The 16,881-nt window shown below is 33.9% G+C and carries 23 protein-coding genes and 1 pseudogene; all 24 read left to right on the top strand.

Features of this window, described 5'->3' with window-relative positions; genetic code table 11:
- Nucleotides 1-288: 288 nt before the first annotated feature.
- Nucleotides 289-1,293, top strand: a complete 1,005-nt coding sequence (locus VIO64_RS02655) for a PQQ-binding-like beta-propeller repeat protein (RefSeq protein WP_331914875.1) — start codon at nucleotides 289-291, stop codon at nucleotides 1,291-1,293.
- A gap of 438 nt (nucleotides 1,294-1,731) precedes the next feature.
- Entirely contained in the window at nucleotides 1,732-2,853 is a 1,122-nt protein-coding gene (locus tag VIO64_RS02650) for a hypothetical protein (RefSeq protein ID WP_331914873.1), read from the top strand.
- A gap of 115 nt (nucleotides 2,854-2,968) precedes the next feature.
- Nucleotides 2,969-3,199, top strand: a complete 231-nt coding sequence (locus tag VIO64_RS02645; protein ID WP_331914871.1) for a hypothetical protein — start codon at nucleotides 2,969-2,971, stop codon at nucleotides 3,197-3,199.
- Between the two features lie 53 nt (nucleotides 3,200-3,252).
- Nucleotides 3,253-3,964 (top strand): annotated as a pseudogene (locus VIO64_RS02640) (integrase core domain-containing protein).
- 206 nt (nucleotides 3,965-4,170) lie between these two features.
- A complete protein-coding gene (locus VIO64_RS02635) occupies nucleotides 4,171-4,605 on the top strand; it encodes a hypothetical protein (RefSeq protein WP_331914869.1) in 435 nt (144 codons plus the stop codon).
- 40 nt (nucleotides 4,606-4,645) lie between these two features.
- Complete coding sequence (locus VIO64_RS02630; RefSeq protein WP_331914867.1) at nucleotides 4,646-4,822, top strand: hypothetical protein; 177 nt, start codon at nucleotides 4,646-4,648, stop codon at nucleotides 4,820-4,822.
- A 79-nt stretch (nucleotides 4,823-4,901) separates the two neighbouring features.
- Nucleotides 4,902-5,378 (top strand): HAD family hydrolase, encoded by a 477-nt coding sequence (locus VIO64_RS02625; RefSeq protein WP_331914865.1) that lies wholly within the window; start codon nucleotides 4,902-4,904, stop codon nucleotides 5,376-5,378.
- 249 nt (nucleotides 5,379-5,627) lie between these two features.
- Entirely contained in the window at nucleotides 5,628-6,194 is a 567-nt protein-coding gene (locus tag VIO64_RS02620; protein ID WP_331914863.1) for a hypothetical protein, read from the top strand.
- 11 nt (nucleotides 6,195-6,205) lie between these two features.
- A complete protein-coding gene (locus VIO64_RS02615) occupies nucleotides 6,206-6,358 on the top strand; it encodes a hypothetical protein (protein ID WP_331914861.1) in 153 nt (50 codons plus the stop codon).
- Between the two features lie 53 nt (nucleotides 6,359-6,411).
- A complete protein-coding gene (locus VIO64_RS02610) occupies nucleotides 6,412-6,765 on the top strand; it encodes a hypothetical protein (RefSeq protein ID WP_331914859.1) in 354 nt (117 codons plus the stop codon).
- A 293-nt stretch (nucleotides 6,766-7,058) separates the two neighbouring features.
- Nucleotides 7,059-8,012 carry an adenosine deaminase gene (locus tag VIO64_RS02605; protein ID WP_331914857.1) on the top strand — a complete coding sequence of 318 codons (954 nt, stop codon included), beginning with the start codon at nucleotides 7,059-7,061 and terminating at the stop codon, nucleotides 8,010-8,012.
- A gap of 503 nt (nucleotides 8,013-8,515) precedes the next feature.
- Nucleotides 8,516-8,938 carry a hypothetical protein gene (locus VIO64_RS02600; protein ID WP_331914855.1) on the top strand — a complete coding sequence of 141 codons (423 nt, stop codon included), beginning with the start codon at nucleotides 8,516-8,518 and terminating at the stop codon, nucleotides 8,936-8,938.
- A gap of 36 nt (nucleotides 8,939-8,974) precedes the next feature.
- Nucleotides 8,975-9,193, top strand: coding sequence for a hypothetical protein (locus VIO64_RS02595; protein ID WP_331914853.1), 219 nt, complete (start codon nucleotides 8,975-8,977; stop codon nucleotides 9,191-9,193).
- Nucleotides 9,190-10,194 carry a hypothetical protein gene (locus VIO64_RS02590; RefSeq protein WP_331914851.1) on the top strand — a complete coding sequence of 335 codons (1,005 nt, stop codon included), beginning with the start codon at nucleotides 9,190-9,192 and terminating at the stop codon, nucleotides 10,192-10,194. Before VIO64_RS02595 ends, VIO64_RS02590 begins: the two co-directional genes overlap by 4 nt.
- Before the next feature lie 40 nt (nucleotides 10,195-10,234).
- Nucleotides 10,235-10,561: a hypothetical protein gene (locus VIO64_RS02585; RefSeq protein WP_331914849.1), complete on the top strand. Its 327-nt coding sequence runs from the start codon at nucleotides 10,235-10,237 to the stop codon at nucleotides 10,559-10,561.
- Nucleotides 10,562-10,626: 65 nt separating this feature from the next.
- A complete protein-coding gene (locus VIO64_RS02580) occupies nucleotides 10,627-11,682 on the top strand; it encodes an ADP-ribosylglycohydrolase family protein (RefSeq protein ID WP_331914847.1) in 1,056 nt (351 codons plus the stop codon).
- Nucleotides 11,683-11,848: 166 nt separating this feature from the next.
- Nucleotides 11,849-11,944: a hypothetical protein gene (locus VIO64_RS23005; RefSeq protein ID WP_414705227.1), complete on the top strand. Its 96-nt coding sequence runs from the start codon at nucleotides 11,849-11,851 to the stop codon at nucleotides 11,942-11,944.
- Nucleotides 11,945-11,952: 8 nt separating this feature from the next.
- The gene (locus VIO64_RS02570) at nucleotides 11,953-12,354 is read left to right on the top strand and encodes a recombinase family protein (protein ID WP_331914843.1); all 402 of its coding nucleotides are present in this window, start codon (nucleotides 11,953-11,955) and stop codon (nucleotides 12,352-12,354) included.
- A 12-nt stretch (nucleotides 12,355-12,366) separates the two neighbouring features.
- The gene (locus VIO64_RS23000; RefSeq protein WP_414705226.1) at nucleotides 12,367-12,468 is read left to right on the top strand and encodes a helix-turn-helix domain-containing protein; all 102 of its coding nucleotides are present in this window, start codon (nucleotides 12,367-12,369) and stop codon (nucleotides 12,466-12,468) included.
- 25 nt (nucleotides 12,469-12,493) lie between these two features.
- Nucleotides 12,494-13,636: a sensor protein KdpD gene (locus tag VIO64_RS02565; protein WP_331914841.1), complete on the top strand. Its 1,143-nt coding sequence runs from the start codon at nucleotides 12,494-12,496 to the stop codon at nucleotides 13,634-13,636.
- 26 nt (nucleotides 13,637-13,662) lie between these two features.
- Nucleotides 13,663-14,802: a universal stress protein gene (locus tag VIO64_RS02560; protein WP_331914839.1), complete on the top strand. Its 1,140-nt coding sequence runs from the start codon at nucleotides 13,663-13,665 to the stop codon at nucleotides 14,800-14,802.
- A 198-nt stretch (nucleotides 14,803-15,000) separates the two neighbouring features.
- Nucleotides 15,001-15,186: a hypothetical protein gene (locus VIO64_RS02555; protein WP_331914838.1), complete on the top strand. Its 186-nt coding sequence runs from the start codon at nucleotides 15,001-15,003 to the stop codon at nucleotides 15,184-15,186.
- 282 nt (nucleotides 15,187-15,468) lie between these two features.
- On the top strand, nucleotides 15,469-16,035 hold the full coding sequence (locus tag VIO64_RS02550) for a hypothetical protein (RefSeq protein ID WP_331914836.1): 567 nt from the start codon (nucleotides 15,469-15,471) through the stop codon (nucleotides 16,033-16,035).
- A gap of 590 nt (nucleotides 16,036-16,625) precedes the next feature.
- Nucleotides 16,626-16,881: DDE-type integrase/transposase/recombinase (locus VIO64_RS02545; protein WP_414705225.1), on the top strand; the 256-nt coding region annotated here is incomplete at its 3' end.

The raw sequence follows: 16,881 nt of genomic DNA, 5'->3' as shown, positions 1-16,881 counted from the left end.
GGGTTAGAAGATCACGAAGTAAATTCTCTGGAGCAGGAGCATGAAGAATGCCGCACCAAATTCCATCGCCGGTGCAAGCACGCTCACGGGTCTTTCTAAAGGGTCCAGCTCTGGAACTTCAGCCATGCGGGACGATATATGAAAGCTAGGTGCAATTTCCGTGACATCCTTGTCACGGTTTTTGGGTAAGGCTTTGAAGTTTTTTAGTTCGCGTTAGTTTTAAATCACGCAGCACCAATAAGTTGGAGATTGGGAAGTATAGAATTTATATAAGGGGATGTAAATGAAATGAAAAAACCGTTATTTAATTATAAAATAAAGGGAATCAGACAACCAATGATATCTGATAAAGGAGTGGTATTGGACAACAAACTATTTTTTGCCGTGAAATATGACAAAGGTGGTTTTTATGAAAGTCAGTTGATTGCCGTAGATTTAGATACTGGTGCAGAAAATATCATTTTAGTAGTTCCTCATCTTATCAGAAACACTGTTTTGTTTGATAACGAGTATTTATATATTAACTCATTCAATGCAATCTTGTATTGTATTGATTATATAGATTTGTCAATAAAATGGGAATGTAAATTTGGAGACCGAAACCCAGATTGGCATATTGGTGTTACTGACAAGAGCATACTAGCATTTAATGGAGAGCTATTTAATATTGATAAATCAACAGGGAATGTCTTGTGGACTTACCAGCATCCTTCCAATCATTCAAGTTGCCATATACTTGTAAAAGAGGACTTTATTTATCATGGATTGAGTGATGGGTATTTCTATTGTTTTGACTTAATAAAACAAAAAATCAAATGGACTTTTGGAGAAAATCTTTATTTTAAGTCTGCTGCTTTTCTCTTAGGCACTTTAATTATTGTTTGTGCAACAAACGGCATCGTTTATGTTTTAGAAAGTTCATCTGGTAGAGAAATTACAAACTTTGATACAGGCGGTGCTATATACCGAGAGCCAATTATCAAAGATAATAAGATTTTCATCGGTAATGATTTTGGTATGGTGTACTGCTTGGAATTTGTTACGGAAAAATCTAAGATTAATAAAATATGGGAATATAAAGCTAGTGATACAATTAGTTCAAGAGTAGTAATTTTAAATAGTTTCGTATACCTATCTTCTGAGGATAATTACTTTTATAAATTGGATATGACAAGTGGAGATGAAATCTTTAAAGAAAAAGTGGTGTCCTATGCACGTGATATTGTTTTTACAGAGGACAAAATGATTTTGTTAAGTGATAAGGGACAAGTAGATTGCTATAGTGCAGTATAAGCATTAATGCCAAGTAAAGTTGGTTCGCAATCTTTATATAAAGCGAAACAAAGTGGCTGATGTAGTTTTTCTTAAGGGCCGCGTCCGTGCGGCTTCGGCTTCGCGGGGCACCTGGCCTTCACATATCAAAGTATCTGAGTAAAGGGCATGCTTACGGGTCATTCTGCCCACATCGATTCATCGGGCTTACGCCGCTCACGGGTATTCCTTATGGGTCCAATTCATCGACGTCTCAGATACACACGATATATGAAAGCTAGGTGCAATTGCCGTGACATCCTTGTCACGGTTCTCGGGTTAGGCTTTGAAGTTTAGTAAGTTCACATTAGTTATATTATGCTAACGTAATATATTTTTTCGTAAACTTAACTTATGGATTAACAGGATATAACATAAATTCCAGAAGAGCATATTTATTAATAATAAGGAGGGATGGTATTGGACTTTTTCGATTACATATATAATTATTATATAGATAAATTGCTGCATTATGAAAGTTTAGAATTTAGCCAATTAGATAAGGATACTTTATTGAATACATTAAGTGAAGCATCGTCACTAAAAAAATTTTTGAATGATAATAAAGAAGAAGGATATAAAGATACATATGATGCTTTTTGTATAGGATTAGATGCTATTAATAGATTAGATACTGTTATTAATAGAGGATTAACTATTTTAAATGGTAAAGAGGAAAACCTTTTTTATTTATTCCCTAAAAAGGTATCTTTTCATTTTGAAAAAGATACTTGTCCAGTTAAAATTTACGAGCTAAATGACTACTTAAATATTCTGAGAAATATTAGTCCAAATGATATAAATTTTGACGTAATAAAACAAATTGCATCTCAAGATTGGGTAGAAAAAACGACTCTTGTATTAAACGAAATGCATAGATATGCACAATGGATACGGGAAAATAACAAATTTAATAATGACCTAATATTTTTATTGCGGGATACACTTCTATTATACTTGAATTTTAAGCATTTGGAAAATATGTCACAAACTTGTGTAATTCCTGTAATGCTGAACAGAAAGTTCTTTTCAAATTATGGAGATATATTTTACAAGTTTATTACCCCTCCGATATATGATATTATATCACAAAACCCAGATATTTCTTATTGTGATATTTGCAGGATGTATAAACAAGAATTCAATAAATGTGAATCTATATGCCTACAACAAGCAAAAAACGATGCATTTAATTATATAGATTCTATTATGGAAAAAAGAAAATATACAATCATTGAAAGCGGTATACAAGGTTCAATGCCATTATTTATAATGAGTATCATAAATCGGGTTGATAGTTTTCTTATGTATACAACCGCACCTTGGCTTTTCAAACAATATAATGGAATTATTTTTAGGAAGAATTACAACTATCTGAGAGATATGGAAACTTTGATATGCCAAAATGATTTATTTGACTATCATCATCTTGAAAAGAATAAAGTTTATATAAAAGAATACCAAAATGAAGAGATTAAAAGTCTCGCATATTATGAGATTTATTTATTTAAGCAACTTGTTACTAATAGTAATGGTGTATAATATCAACAATTAGATAATGCACATTTTATTACTCTAATTAGGTCGCAAAGTTTATAAAGTACGAACAAGTTATAAAATGCTTATCCCAATTTTTTGTATTATAGGTGGTGATGATTTGAAAGATATTCGGCAATATGGATTACCCAAAGGAGGTAATTGGGAGCGGCTTCCCTGGATTCCTAATCCACGTCCTCCATTCAAAATATGGGCGACTTCTGAAATAATTGAGCCGTTTTTTACAATTGAACACCACCCGACAACTTTAGCTTTAATTCTTAGAATTGACCTTTGTTTTAAAATTGATGTATTTAAAAAAGCGGGTTTGTCAGGAAGTAGTGGGGTATAATGATACCAGAAAACTGTACAGACAAACACACAAAAATAAGTTAGAATTATGTTATGGAAAAGAGAAGAAATTACAAACCGGAACAAAAAGCAAAAATCGTACTTGAGGTCTTAAGGGAAGAAAAAACGCTTACCGAAATAGCTGCATATTATGAAGTGCATCCTAACCAGCTTAGCCGATGGAAAGCGGAATTCATCCAGAATACAGGCAGAGCCTTCAGCAAAGAAAGTGATGAAGTGGAAAAGGTGAAACAGTCACATGATAAGGAGAAAGATGAGCTTTTAAAGCAAATAGGACAACTCTCATATGAGGTATCCTGGCTTAAAAAAATCTAGCCGATTCCTGTCCCCGTGAAGACCGGATAAAAATGATCGAAAAAACGAATAAGAAATTAAGTATATCGGGTTTTGTAACAGACACTATTAAAAAAGCTATTAAAAGACATGGGACACCGGAAATAATTAATAGGGACCAAGGGGCACAATTTACAAGCGAAAAATATATAAGCCTTTTAAAAGGGGTTCCATCAAGATTTCTATGGATGGAAAGGGACGAGCACTAGATAATCAAAGGATAGAGCGGTTTTTCAGGTCATATAAATGGGAAAAGCTTTATCTGGAGGATTATGATGCTGGATCTAAATTAAAGCAGATTACAAAGGACTATATAGAATACTATAACAATGTAAGACCACATGAATCCTTGGGCTATGAAACACCAGCAGATATCTATTTTAATGCCAGAAGTATTAAAGCGGCTATTTAGGTCCATCCCGCGAAGCGGCAAAATTTTGAAAATTCCCCTCGGGCTACACCCTCCCTACATTTTCAAAATTTCGATACCTAATCGAGCTAGTGAAACATAAAATACAAACAAAGAAAGGAGACCTAACTTAGAGCAACAAAAAAATTGTCTTGACAATTGGGGGAATTGCAAATAGCTATCTTAAATAAAGGGAGTATTTTTAGTTTATGAAAAATGTAATTATTGTTATATTGATTGCTTGTATATTAGCTCTATTTACATCATGTTTATCAAAAAGAAGTGATGAAAAAAGAGAAGAACATGAAATGTTAGTTCATATCAAAAATAATAAAGGTGAAGTTAAAGTTAAAAGTAATAACTTATCAAATATAATATTAGATGATGTTGGTAGTATTAAAGGAGAACCTATTATTATTTCTTCCAAGGATTTTAAAGGAATTGCAGCAGCATGTCCTTTTGATAATGAAATTACTATTTCAAAAAACGAAGAAGAAATAACCAAATTATGGATAGCTGGTGATGACTGTAGAACTGTATTAAAACAAGACCGGACAGTAGTTGAAATTTCAGATAATACATATAACAAAATAGAAGAAGCTATGAAAGAGAATAAAAACTCACTTGCAGAACATAAAAGGTAGTATGAGAAAGTTAATATTGTTTTTTACTAGGGATTGAATTTTGGGATTTTATAGTTTAAGGGGCACATCAAGGGCAAGGCACAAAGAAAGCTCTCTGGAGCAGAGGTATGAAGTAATTCTGCCCTCATCGAACAATCAGGTGCAAGCACCGCCTAAAGTAGAAGGGCTTTGTAAGCCCGATTCTTCGACGACGCAAATGGCGAACGGTTCTGTGTAATACCACGCATTGTCGGCCATCCATGGCCGGGGTTTTAGGGTATGCCTTTGAAGAAATTTCTACAACAGTGAGGTTTTAAATGAAGATTTCATTTGATTTAGATGATACATTAATATTGACTGACAAGGATGCAATATATGAAAAGCCAGTTAGGGGCTTTAAAGCTTTATTTTATAAAGAAAAGCTACGAAAAGGAATAATAGTTTTGTGTGAAGAACTAAAATCTTTAGGATTTGATATTTGTGTTTATACAACATCAGAAAGAAGTATTAGTTATATAAAGCACTTATTTGGCGTTTACCGTATAAAGTTGAGTAATGTTATAAATCAAAAGGTTCATAAAGAATTTGTTCAGGGAACAAGAAAAGAAGTTATGCCATCGAAAGTACCATCAAAATTTAGAATTGATTTACATATTGATGATGATATTTCGGTTAAACAAAATGGAATACAGTTTGGTTTCAATGTATTAATTATATCTAAAGATGATAAAGATTGGAGTCTAAAAGTACTGAATGAAGCAATGAGAATTAAGAAGATTAAAGAGGCTCTGTAAAAAGAAAGGTATTTGCTAAGGTAAGGATTATGTAAGGCCACAGCATCCTTGCCGTTCTTGCTTAGCGGGGCAGACAAGCTGCCGCTCACGGGTCTTTCTACTGGGGCTGGTTCGAACGACGTCTTCCATGCGAGACGTTCTACTACATGGGAGGAAGTCGGTGCATCCGTGCACCGATTTTGAAAGTAGGGACTATGAAGATTTAAGTTAGTTTATGTATATTTAATTTAGCGAAGTTGAGGTATTAAAATGAAAAGCGTTAACTTCTATGAAAATAGCGAGTACCTAAAAATCCAAATTTCAGTAAGAGATAGCCAAAAGTGGATTTTGCCTATGTTGATATTTGTATTTCTTGGTTTTAGTTGTGGTTTGACATTAATATATATTGTATTCTTAGCATTTTTAAAAAATATAGATACTTCAGTAATGTTCATAGTTCTTGGTGTATTTTTAGTCGTATCTTGTGGATATGGAGTAACCTACTGGTTATTTAATACTTTTGGCAAGGAAATTTTGATTTTTGATAATAAGAGAGGAATCTTTAGTTATAAAATGGCATTATTTAAAATTAGAGTAACAAAAAGATTTTATTACCGAGATATGTCAACTTTTATTGCTTCAGATTCGTTGCTACCATATCAATTTTTGAGAAGAACTGATATATGGACTCAATGTGAATTCAATTATAAAGGTAAAAAATTACGCTTCGGTTACTTGAAATCGCTTGCGGATGCTATTAACGTAGTAGAAAAGATTAATAAATATATTAGTATGGAATCACAAATTCAAGATCATAACAAAAACTTGATTGAGTAAGGGGATAAAGATTGCTTCGCGGGTCCAGCTCAAACGGCGTCGGGCATGTACACGATATAGGCAGCGAGCCGCCTCGTCCTGCAGCGTTGGTGAAAGCACGGCTTTGTAAGGATCGGGGATTTAACCTCTGTTCTGATAAACGTAATATGGTTCTGATAAGATGATTAATTAATGATTTATAAAATAATTTTTTGAAGAACTTAATACTAAATAAACATTGGGGGAATATTTCATAAAAAGGGTATTATTAGTTGCTACTTTAATTTGCACTATATGTGTAGGTTGTAGGAAAGGCGAAAAGGATGCTGGAAATAAGGTTGGAGAAGGGTTAACAAAATTTGTTTCTGGAATAGGGCAAGGTATAGACAAAGAATTAATGGTGGAGGTTGAACTATCTAAAGAAGTAACAGATCTTGGTATTTCAAAAACTGTTTCTAAGCAAGAAACTTTGAATGATGGAAAAGGTTTTTCTGTATATTTTATTGCATCGAAAGCTGTTGAAAGTACATTAATAGCAAAAGCATATAATGCAGATGATTTAGAAATTGGAAGAACAACTACTAATGTATAACTTAATGTTGATGATGATGCTAAGTATGTGGAATTTAAATTTGATGACAAGATGGATTTACAGCTTGTAAAAAAGTATAAGATAGATGTTAAAAAATGATGATTGTTAATGGCGTCCTGTCGGCCTCTGAGACTAGGGGTGCGACTTTGCATAACAACGCATACAAGGGTAGAAATGAATCACAGGTCGCTTCTTGTATGCAAACGATATATGAAATGCCACGCAAAAATCCGTGCGTCCTGCACAGATGGATTGAGAAGGGCTTTGAAGATTAAAGTAAAGGATGGGATATGATGTCAGACTATGATAAGTTATTTATTAGTGCCATTGAGAATAGGGATATACAAACATTAAAATTGATTCCTAAATCAGACTTACATAACCATTTTTTCCTCGGTGGAAATAGAGAATATATTAATAAGCGTTTAGGTATTACAATACCTAAACTAAGTAATAAATTGCATAGCATGGATGAAATGCACACATGGGTTGGGCAAAATATTGGTGATATTTTCGGTACTACTGATAAAAGAAGATTAGCGATTGAAGCTACTTTTGTTCAGGCAAATGATGATGGTGTCACTGTTTTGGAAATTGGTGATGATGTTTGGGCAAATGGACATTTTTATGGCGGTAACGTAAATCTGTTAATTGAAACATTTCAGGAAATGCAAGAAATGTTTGCTCCAAAAATAGAATTTCGATTTCAAATTGGTCTATCTAGGCATTGTCCGGTAAACATGCTTGAGGAATGGATTGCACCATTTCTAGAAAAGGATTGTTTTTTTTCAATTGATTTGTATGGAGATGAAATGGCTCAGCCAATCAAAAATTTTAAACCAATTTACCGAAAAGCCAAAGAAAAAGGACTTTTGCTGAAAGCTCATGTAGGCGAATGGGGTTGTGCAGATTCTGTTAAAGAAGCGGTTGAAGAGCTAGAGTTAAATGAAATACAACATGGAATTTCTGTTTACAAGTCTCCGGCAATAATGAACTGGCTTTCAGATAATAAAATTCAGTTAAATATATGTCCTACAAGTAATGTTATGTTAAATCGAGTGGAAAGTATAAAAGATCATCCAATTAGAACCTTGTTTGATCATGGTATAAAAGTTACAGTTAATTCTGATGATATTTTAGTTTTTGGTCAAAGTGTTTCACAAGAATTTATTAATTTGTATGATGCAGGATTATTTAATGCAAAGGAATTAAATATCATACGGAAATATGGATTAGGAATCCAATAGAAGGTTTATTTGAGGGTCTATCATCCGGTGCGTCCTGAAGTGGCATACATTCAAGCAGGTGTAACCCCTGTCAAGACAAAGCTTAGCCAGCAGCCTTGTATCGAGTCTTGGAAGTGTTAGGTAACGAAGCACTTTAAGCGTAGACAGAAAGTCAGTCAGGTAGAATTGACTGACTTGGCAACCAGCAGTGAAATGTATTGAGCCCCGAAAAGTGCCGTATTAGATGAGACTGATGCAGTCAAATGTGTGGAAAGCAGTATTGATTTGGGCATTAATGGCAAGCCTAAAGAGACTCACCCGGGGTCAAATGCACTACCTAGTCGAAAATCATGAATGTATGAGAACTCAGGCAGAACCATCAGGGCTTCGAAAGAAGTATGCTTGACAAGCTGAAGAAGCAAGAAAAGCAAATGCCATGAAGGTAGTCGGATACTATCATAGTACCGATGATACCCAGTATACAGGAGTCGAATTATATACTTTTAGTTAAATAAGGGGGGGACATGAAAAAGGTAGTCTTTATATCTGTAACATTAATTTTAATCCTTATAGTAGGTTTTTCTGTGTTTTCTCAAAGTGATTATTATCACAATTTTGCAGATAGTGTGAAATGGAAACAATTGAGAGATGATTTTGAATGGGATAAGATTGATAATGTTGAAATAACAGGCTTTCAAATCCAACTTATGGAAAGTGAAAAATTAGAATTAGTTAACTCACTGTCGAGAGCTAGCTTTTACCGAAGTAATTGGCGTAAAGAAGGACCAACAGGAACTGTAATTACATTTTCCTTTAAAAGTGGAGCCCTACAACATTTTCAATACTGGGGTGGAAACATATTTGAGACATCATATAAAGGTGGACAATTCTTAATTGTGAGCGATGAAATGAAAAAGATTATGAATAAATACGGCATTAAAGAATGAGAGAATTACGTTCTGTGCTTCTCTGAATATAGGGCCATGTGGCCACGTATATCAACACATGATCGTGAAGGTGCAGGTAGAAATTCATGCAGAATTGCCCTGCTGGCCATTCCATATAGAAGATCAGTACCAAACCGTGTCACCGGCCGCACAGCGGCACTCACGGATTTGAATAAGCAGGGCATTGAAGTTTATTTTACACAAAGTAATAAATTTAATTTGTTCTATTTGGTTAGTTCAGGAGGAGACAAGTGAATTGGAAAATTAAAAAAATTATTAATTTTGAGTTTGGTGGGTTATGGAAGGATGGATATGCCCAATTTGGGTTTCATAATACTCAGGGAAATAACTATACGATTAACACTAATGAAAGCTGGTTTGGTTGTATAGATTCTGATAATAATTTAAGGTGGACAGCTGGAAGTAAACATATAGAAGACAGTCCTTTTCATATAACCTTTGACTTACTTTATCCAGTATATATTACAGATACTCCGGAAGGAAAGATATTGGTATCGAGTTCTGGAAATAAGAAAATATATAAATTGGATACTAGTAATTGGGAGATTGCAGTTCTAATTGACTGTAACGAATTTGGACTAACAAGTGTTGGTAATTGTGTTCTTGACCATGATGGCAACATATGGATAAATGATATACAGGGATGTAGAATATGGCAGTTTACCGCAGAAGGACATGCTATTCAGGCACTTGGAAACGGTCAAACGGGGTTTCAGGATGAAGCATGTAAGTTTGGAGATGTACAATTCAACTGGATTTATGATGTTCGTTTAGGGCCAGAAGGAAATATATATGTATTGGATAGCAAAAATTATGCAGTAAGAATGATTGATATTAGAAGGAAACTCGTGATTCCTATTGCAGGGACAGGAAAACCCGGGTATTCTGGTGATGGAGGCAGTGCACTAAAGGCGACATTTGGAAGCAATCCTAATGAAGAATTTGATGGTCCATGGTCGTTATCTCTAGATGAGAAAGGTAACATATATATTGGCGATACACAGAACCATGTATTAAGAATGATAGATAGATATACAAATATTATTTCAACAATTGCTGGGAAAACATTTATTACTCCTAAAGAGCGTAACAGCCCTCTAGAAACTGATCCTTTAAAATTGAACTTACCTAAAATTTGCAGCATGGATTATTACAATGGAAGTCTTTATATACCTGATTGGGATGGTGATTTAATAGTTCTTACAAATGAATATTTCAGGGATTCTCAAGTATAGTAAAAGGAATATTTAAATTGTGATTTGAGGAGGGATTTCTTTGCTTTTTGTAATTTTAGTTCTTGTTGTTTGGGGAATATACACCTTTTCTATGATGAAAAGAAAAGGCACTGGGTTTAAGCTCTCAAACTCTTTACCTTTATTGACCATGATATCTATTATTGTAACCATATGTCTTGGTTTGAATTTTGTTGGTGCAACTTCATTAATTGATGGAAGCTATTCAATTAATAATTCTATAGCATACTGGATTATCGGTGAAGATGGCTGGAGTTATAACCTATTTAAGAGTTATTTCAACTATTCACTCATAGTAAGCATACTATTAATTTTAATAAGTGCAATGATAAAATATTTTGAAGATTAATAATTCGCATCATTAAAGATTTTTAATATCGAATAATCAATTTCCGAGGGGAGATCTGAGTAATTGTGAAAGAAATAGTTTTAGGATCAATAATGGGAGCGGCTGTTGGGGATTCATTGGGATTATTATATGAAGGGTTATCAGCACAGCATCAAAAAAAACTTTATAAAAATATCCATTGTCAAAAGTTTTTTATGGGCAAAAGCCTTATTTCTGATGATACAGAGCATACACTGATGGTTGCTCATGCTTTATACCATTCCTCAGGAGATGAAGTGATGTTTTTAAAACATCTTGCAAAATCCTTGAGAAAATGGATAATATCAATGCCTTTGGGGGTTGGATTTGCATCGTTAAGAGCATGTGTGAAATTGCTTTTTGGTTTTTCACCAAAAAAGAGTGGTGTTTTTTCAGCTGGGAATGGTCCTGCCATGAGGAGTGCATTGATAGGAATTATTTATGGTAATGATAACGATAAAATGAAAAGTCTGGTGGGAATTTCTACAAGGATTACCCATACTGATCCAAAAGCTGAAATTGGTGCTTTAACCATTGCATATGCTGCTTTTATTGCTAGTACACAAAAGACAGTAGAACCTTCAAGTTTTCATGAGGGATTAAAAAAACTTCTTATAGATTATGAAAGCAACGAGTTTCTTAAGCTTATTGAAGATGTTGTAAAGAGTATTTACAATGGAGAAAGTTCTAAGGAATATGTGAAACGGATAGGATTAGAAAAAGGAATTAGCGGATATATATATCATACTGTTCCTGTAGTTATTCATTCATGGCTAAGTTATAAGGGGGACTTTAGAAGAAGTATTATAGAAATGATCGAATGTGGTGGCGATACTGATACTACAGCAGCTATTTTAGGAAGTATTCTGGGAGGAAGTGTAACAGCGGCAGGAATTCCGGAAGACTTGCAAAAGAACTTCTACTTATTTCCATATCCCACGAAGTATTTTGAAGATATAGCACAAGTACTTGGTAATAGAAGCAAGAGAATTTCTGAAATTCAGATTAAAGAACCTTTTTGGGGCCTGAGCCTATGTCGAAACCTTATTTTTATTCCTGTAATTGTATTTTATGTTATTAGGAGAATGCTTCCTCCATATTGAAAGAACAGTGAATAGGAAAATGCAGATTTTAATAGAGGAGTAAAGTATTTGAAAAGAGCAAAAACAAGTTCAAAAATTTTATTATTAATAGGTGCCATAATTATTATATTTGCAGGTGTAATAACGGAATACATATTCTTATACGAAAGGGAAATTACTTTTGCATGTGTTCAATCATCAAACACATCATCGAGGGCAAATAAGCCAAATTCTTGATAGCCTAAAGATTGCGAATGATTATTCGAATATGATTAGATATTAGCAAACAGCTTGTCTGACAAGAAGTATATTCATAAAGCTACTGGAAAAAACTCAGATAGACCACAGTTAAATAAACTTATGGTCGAATCTATAAAGGGTGACAATATATATGTTGAAAGTATTAGCAGGCTTGGTAGAAACGTTGATGATCTTCGCAAGATCACTGAATATTTCAAAGAAAAGGGTGTTACTGTTCATTTTATAAAAGAAGGCTTCAGTACTGACGGAAATATGTATAAGTTCTTACTTGCTATCCTTGAAGCTGTTGCGGAGATGGAAAGAGAAATCATTGTTGAAAGAGTAAGGTACGGAATTGAAAAGGCGAAAAAGTTTGGAACTAAAAGTGGCATTGCTATTGGCAGGCCGGAAAGAACTATACCAAAAGATTTTGAAAAGTATTATAAGAAGTGAAATCAGCAAGAAATAAACGCTACAGAGTTTGCAAAATTGATAGGTGTAAGCAGGGCAACTCTTTATAGATATATTAATGAGTATGAGGAAACCAGTGCTATTAAAAATAAATAGAAGATAAATAATTATGGAGAATGTCATGGAAAATAAAGATAAATTGCCAATTAACGAGCCTATAACAATTTGGGATAAGGAACAAAGGGGCCATCTTAAGATTTTTATAGGTTATGCCCCAGGAGTTGGAAAAACCTATACAATGCTTACTGAGGGCAATCGGCGGAAAAAATATGGGCAGGATGTAGTTATTGGCTATGTTGAATCGCACAACAGGACTGAAACAGACGATCAAATAGGTGATCTTGAAATAATTCCGCTAAAAAAAGTTCTTTATAATAAAACCGAAATGGATGAAATGGACACTGAGTCTATTATTGCAAAAAAACCACAAGTTGTACTAATTGATGAACTTGCTCATACAAATGCTCCTGGCTCAAAAAACAAGAAAAGGTATATGGATGTAGAAGAAATTTTAAACCAAGGAATAAATGTAATTACTACTCTTAATATACAACACCTTGAAAGCCTGAATGATGTTGTTTATCAAATCACTGGTATTAAAGTAAAGGAGACTATTCCAGATTATATAGTGGATAAAGCTGACGAAATTGTAGTAGTGGACCTTACACCTGATGCCCTCCAAAATAGGCTCAATCGTGGAAAAATATATGATCCAGAAAAGGTTACTCATGCTCTTAAGAATTTTTTCAGAAAGGTAAATCTAAATGCTTTAAGAGAGCTTACCTTAAGACAAACTGCGGAAGAAGTAGATGAAGAACTTTCGGAGTACATGAAGAAGGAAGGTATTAGGGATAACTGGCACACTGCCGAAAGAATCACTGTATGTATCAGTGCAGGCCCATCCTCTAAAAAACTTATTCGAAGAGGGGCCCGAATAGCAAAACGTTATAAGTGCGAATGGTATGTAATCACGGTGACCTGTACGAACCGTTTTGCTAAAAAGCAATCGTTAAAAGATAGACAACTTTTACACACCCACTTTCAGTTAGCAAAGCAATTAGGGGCTGAAGTTGCTACTCTAGAAGGGAAGAGTGTTACTGAGGAAATTGTTAAATGGTGCAACGAAAAACACATTACCCAAATTTTTATAGGCTATCCCAGAAGGACTTTATTTGAATTGATATTTAGAGGTTCAACTGTAAGTAAATTAATCAAAAAATTAAACAATGTTGATATTCATTTAATAGCAAACGAAGTAAAATAACTATATATTTACAACGAGGTTATATTATGAGCGAAAAAGACAGACTAACACCAGAAGAGGCTCTTGAGATAGTAAATGACCAAAAAAGAGGCCACCTTAAAATATTCTTAGGATATGCTCCAGGTGTTGGTAAGACATATTCCATGCTTAATGAAGCAAACAGACGATATAAAAGAGGCAAGGATATCGTAATTGGCTATGTAGAATCCCATCAACGTGCTGAGACAGACAGTCAAATAGGAAGTCTTGAAATTATTCCTAGAAGAAATATCCTGTATAACGGTATGAGTATGGAGGAAATGGACACAGATGCTATTATTGAAAGAAGTCCTCAGGTTGTCCTTGTTGATGAACTGGCACATACTAATGTGCCTGGATCCAAATATGCTAAAAGATATGAAGATGTTGAGGAGATCCTAAACCATGGGATAGATGTAATATCCACTTTGAATGTTCAGCATTTGGAGAGCCTTAATGACATGGTTTATGATATAACTGGCATAAAAGTACGTGAAACAATTCCTGATATCGTTGTAGAAAAAGCAGATGAGATTGTTGTAGTGGATATTACTCCTGATGCCCTGCAAAAAAGACTCAAAAGAGGAAGCGTATACAAGCTTGATAAAGTAGATCAGGCTTTAAAGAATTTTTTTAGAAAGGGAAACCTCAATGCACTAAGAGAAATTGCTTTGAGACAAACTGCCGAAGAAGTAGACGAAGACATGCTGGAATATATGAATGAACATGGGATTAAAGATAATTGGCAAGTTGCTGAAAAGGTTCTGGTATGTATTAGTACAGGAAAGTCGGCAACAAAGCTCATAAGAATAGGTGCACGGCTTTCAAAGAGATTTAAATGTGATTGGTATGTCGCTAGTGTAAAATGCACAAATGTATTTGCTCCTAGATATAAGAAAGAACACAAAGAAACCCTTGATAAGTATTTTGCTCTTGCAAAACAGCTCGGTGCTGAGACTGCCGAACTCATTGGTGAAAGTATTTCAGGAGAGCTTGCTAAATTTGCACAGGAAAAACATATAACACAAATAATTGTTGGGCACTCTGCAAGAACAACTCTTGAAACCTTTCTAAGGGGATCTACTATTACAAGGCTATTGAAAAAGACAAAAAATATAGCTGTGTATGTTATTCCGAATGATAAATAATTAAAGACAAGAAGGAATATATCCATTTAATTTAGTAAGAAAAACAGGACAGGGGTAGAACCCAATTTATACCTCAACGTAGCGGATTTCCATACTTATTTTGTCGGTAGTAATGGATTACTTGTTCATAATAACTGTACTGTTGACATGATGGTTGCTATTAACACCTTAAACTTACATTGGCTTAGAGGCCTTACGGTGGGAATAGATTTAACAAAGGAAGATTTGCCCAACTTCTTAAATGAAACCTACCAACTTAAAGAATGGTCAAAAAGCAAATTAAGCGAAGGTGATAACTGCTATATGGTTGAAAGAGTTACACGGCTAGAAACAATGCTTGAAAAGGCATTTCAGGATAAAGCAATTGTTGTCTTTATAGGTTAAGTAATTAAATAATCTGATCGTGAATATCTTTGAAGTAAGCCTCCTGTATGCAAAAATACAACTTCGGGGGCTTTTTTACTTCCAAAATTCAGAAACCTATTTTATTTCGGCTACGCAGAATTTTCAGTTTTTCTTATCTAAAATTACAATTTAGTTAATTATAATATATTGGATTATATTGAATTATTTTACAATATATGATATAATTTTTAACAAAATAGCTTATCGCGATAGCTAAATTTAATTAAAAACTTAAAAACATACGAAAAAGGAGATTCAAATATGAAAAAATTACTAGAAATAAACAAAAGAAAATTGATGGTGACAATTACAGCTTTGTTCATGCTCATTGTATCAGCGACAGCGTTTGCGACAACTTATACTACTGCATATTCTACGACTTACAATGGCCAGATAGCGGTTAGATACGAATTAAATATTGATTCTTCCAGAAAACTCGTATCTATTAATTATGGAGGTAGCCGATCATGGAGAAATAATAACCCAGGTAATCTAAAGTATGGAAGTTTTGCTTCTTCAAATGGTGCTATTGGAACTGATGGACAATTTGCAATATTTCCTAATTACGATACAGGCTATAATGCAAAGAAGACATTAATTACCACTACATATAGGGACTATACCATTGAAGCAATGATGAATAAATATGCACCACCATCAGAAAATGATACAGCTGCATATATAAGATACATAGTTAGTAAAACTGGGATGCCTGCAAGTACCTATATACGTGATATGAATAGTTCGCAGTTGAACAGCTTATTGGATGCCATGAAGCAATATGAGGGGTTTGTAGTTGGCTCAACGACTACATTTGTGGAAGGTTAATAAAGTTAAAAGAGAACCGTAATGAAAAATGTACAAGTTGCCAACCAGAGAAGTCTCTGGCAATACGACTTCCTGAAAAAAGAATGATTTTAAAAGTTGTAAGCAGAGGATTTGAAGAAAGATTATAGCTTTGCTCAAATATAAACCTTCAATATTAATGAGCCGGAATAAAAGTCTATATATTTATTCCGGTTTTTATTTATGCCTTTATAGTGATAATACCCTGGAAAACTTCGATTTGACATTATAATGGTTTTAAGTTAATAAAAAAAGAGTAGTTTAAAGTTTTAAATGTAAAATCTATCCGTAAGCTTTAGTCCCCAACTGTAGTAAATGCAGTTTTAGGGTTTTACTTTGCCTTCGAGACACCATCAGAGAATATAAGAGTTGGATTAAATTTTCTGGTTTTCTTATTCTCTAAAAATACAAATGAGAAAAACGAGCAATAGCAGGTATGAACGGCAAAAACGACCTGAAAGTAATAGAACGAAGAAAGATAAAGATTTAATTGTAATAATAAATAGGATACATAAAGAATCTTGTTAATCAAAGAAGGAATACTTTGTTCAAGAAGAAGGATTAAGAGGTTGATGAACGAAAATGGAATTGTAAGCAGATTAAAGAGAAAATACAAAGCAACAACAAATTCGAATCTTAACTACCCAGTTGCTCCTAACCTTTTAAATCAAGACTTTAGTGCAAATAATCCAAATGAAAAGTGGGTTGGAGATATAACCTATATACCAACCGATGAGGGATGGCTCTATCTTGCTAGTATTGAAGACTTATTTAGTAAAAAAGTAGTCGGCTGGTCTTTAGGTTCAAGAATTACTAAGGAGTTAACTA

The organism is Pseudobacteroides sp. (assembly GCF_036567765.1).
Lineage (GTDB): Bacteria > Bacillota > Clostridia > Acetivibrionales > DSM-2933 > Pseudobacteroides.
The sequence above is the reverse complement of the archived record's forward strand: the minus strand, read 5'-3'. Positions and strand labels throughout refer to the sequence as shown.

What these genes read in the sequence shown, in the direction of transcription:
- VIO64_RS02655 (WP_331914875.1), top strand. Translation starts at nt 289, where the DNA reads ATGAAAAAACCGTTATTTAATTATAAAATAAAGGGAATCAGACAACCA.
- VIO64_RS02635 (WP_331914869.1), top strand. Translation starts at nt 4,171, where the DNA reads ATGAAAAATGTAATTATTGTTATATTGATTGCTTGTATATTAGCTCTA.
- VIO64_RS02625 (WP_331914865.1), top strand. Translation starts at nt 4,902, where the DNA reads ATGAAGATTTCATTTGATTTAGATGATACATTAATATTGACTGACAAG.
- VIO64_RS02620 (WP_331914863.1), top strand. Translation starts at nt 5,628, where the DNA reads ATGAAAAGCGTTAACTTCTATGAAAATAGCGAGTACCTAAAAATCCAA.
- VIO64_RS02605 (WP_331914857.1), top strand. Translation starts at nt 7,059, where the DNA reads ATGTCAGACTATGATAAGTTATTTATTAGTGCCATTGAGAATAGGGAT.
- VIO64_RS02600 (WP_331914855.1), top strand. Translation starts at nt 8,516, where the DNA reads ATGAAAAAGGTAGTCTTTATATCTGTAACATTAATTTTAATCCTTATA.
- VIO64_RS02595 (WP_331914853.1), top strand. Translation starts at nt 8,975, where the DNA reads ATGTGGCCACGTATATCAACACATGATCGTGAAGGTGCAGGTAGAAAT.
- VIO64_RS02565 (WP_331914841.1), top strand. Translation starts at nt 12,494, where the DNA reads ATGGAAAATAAAGATAAATTGCCAATTAACGAGCCTATAACAATTTGG.
- VIO64_RS02560 (WP_331914839.1), top strand. Translation starts at nt 13,663, where the DNA reads ATGAGCGAAAAAGACAGACTAACACCAGAAGAGGCTCTTGAGATAGTA.
- VIO64_RS02550 (WP_331914836.1), top strand. Translation starts at nt 15,469, where the DNA reads ATGAAAAAATTACTAGAAATAAACAAAAGAAAATTGATGGTGACAATT.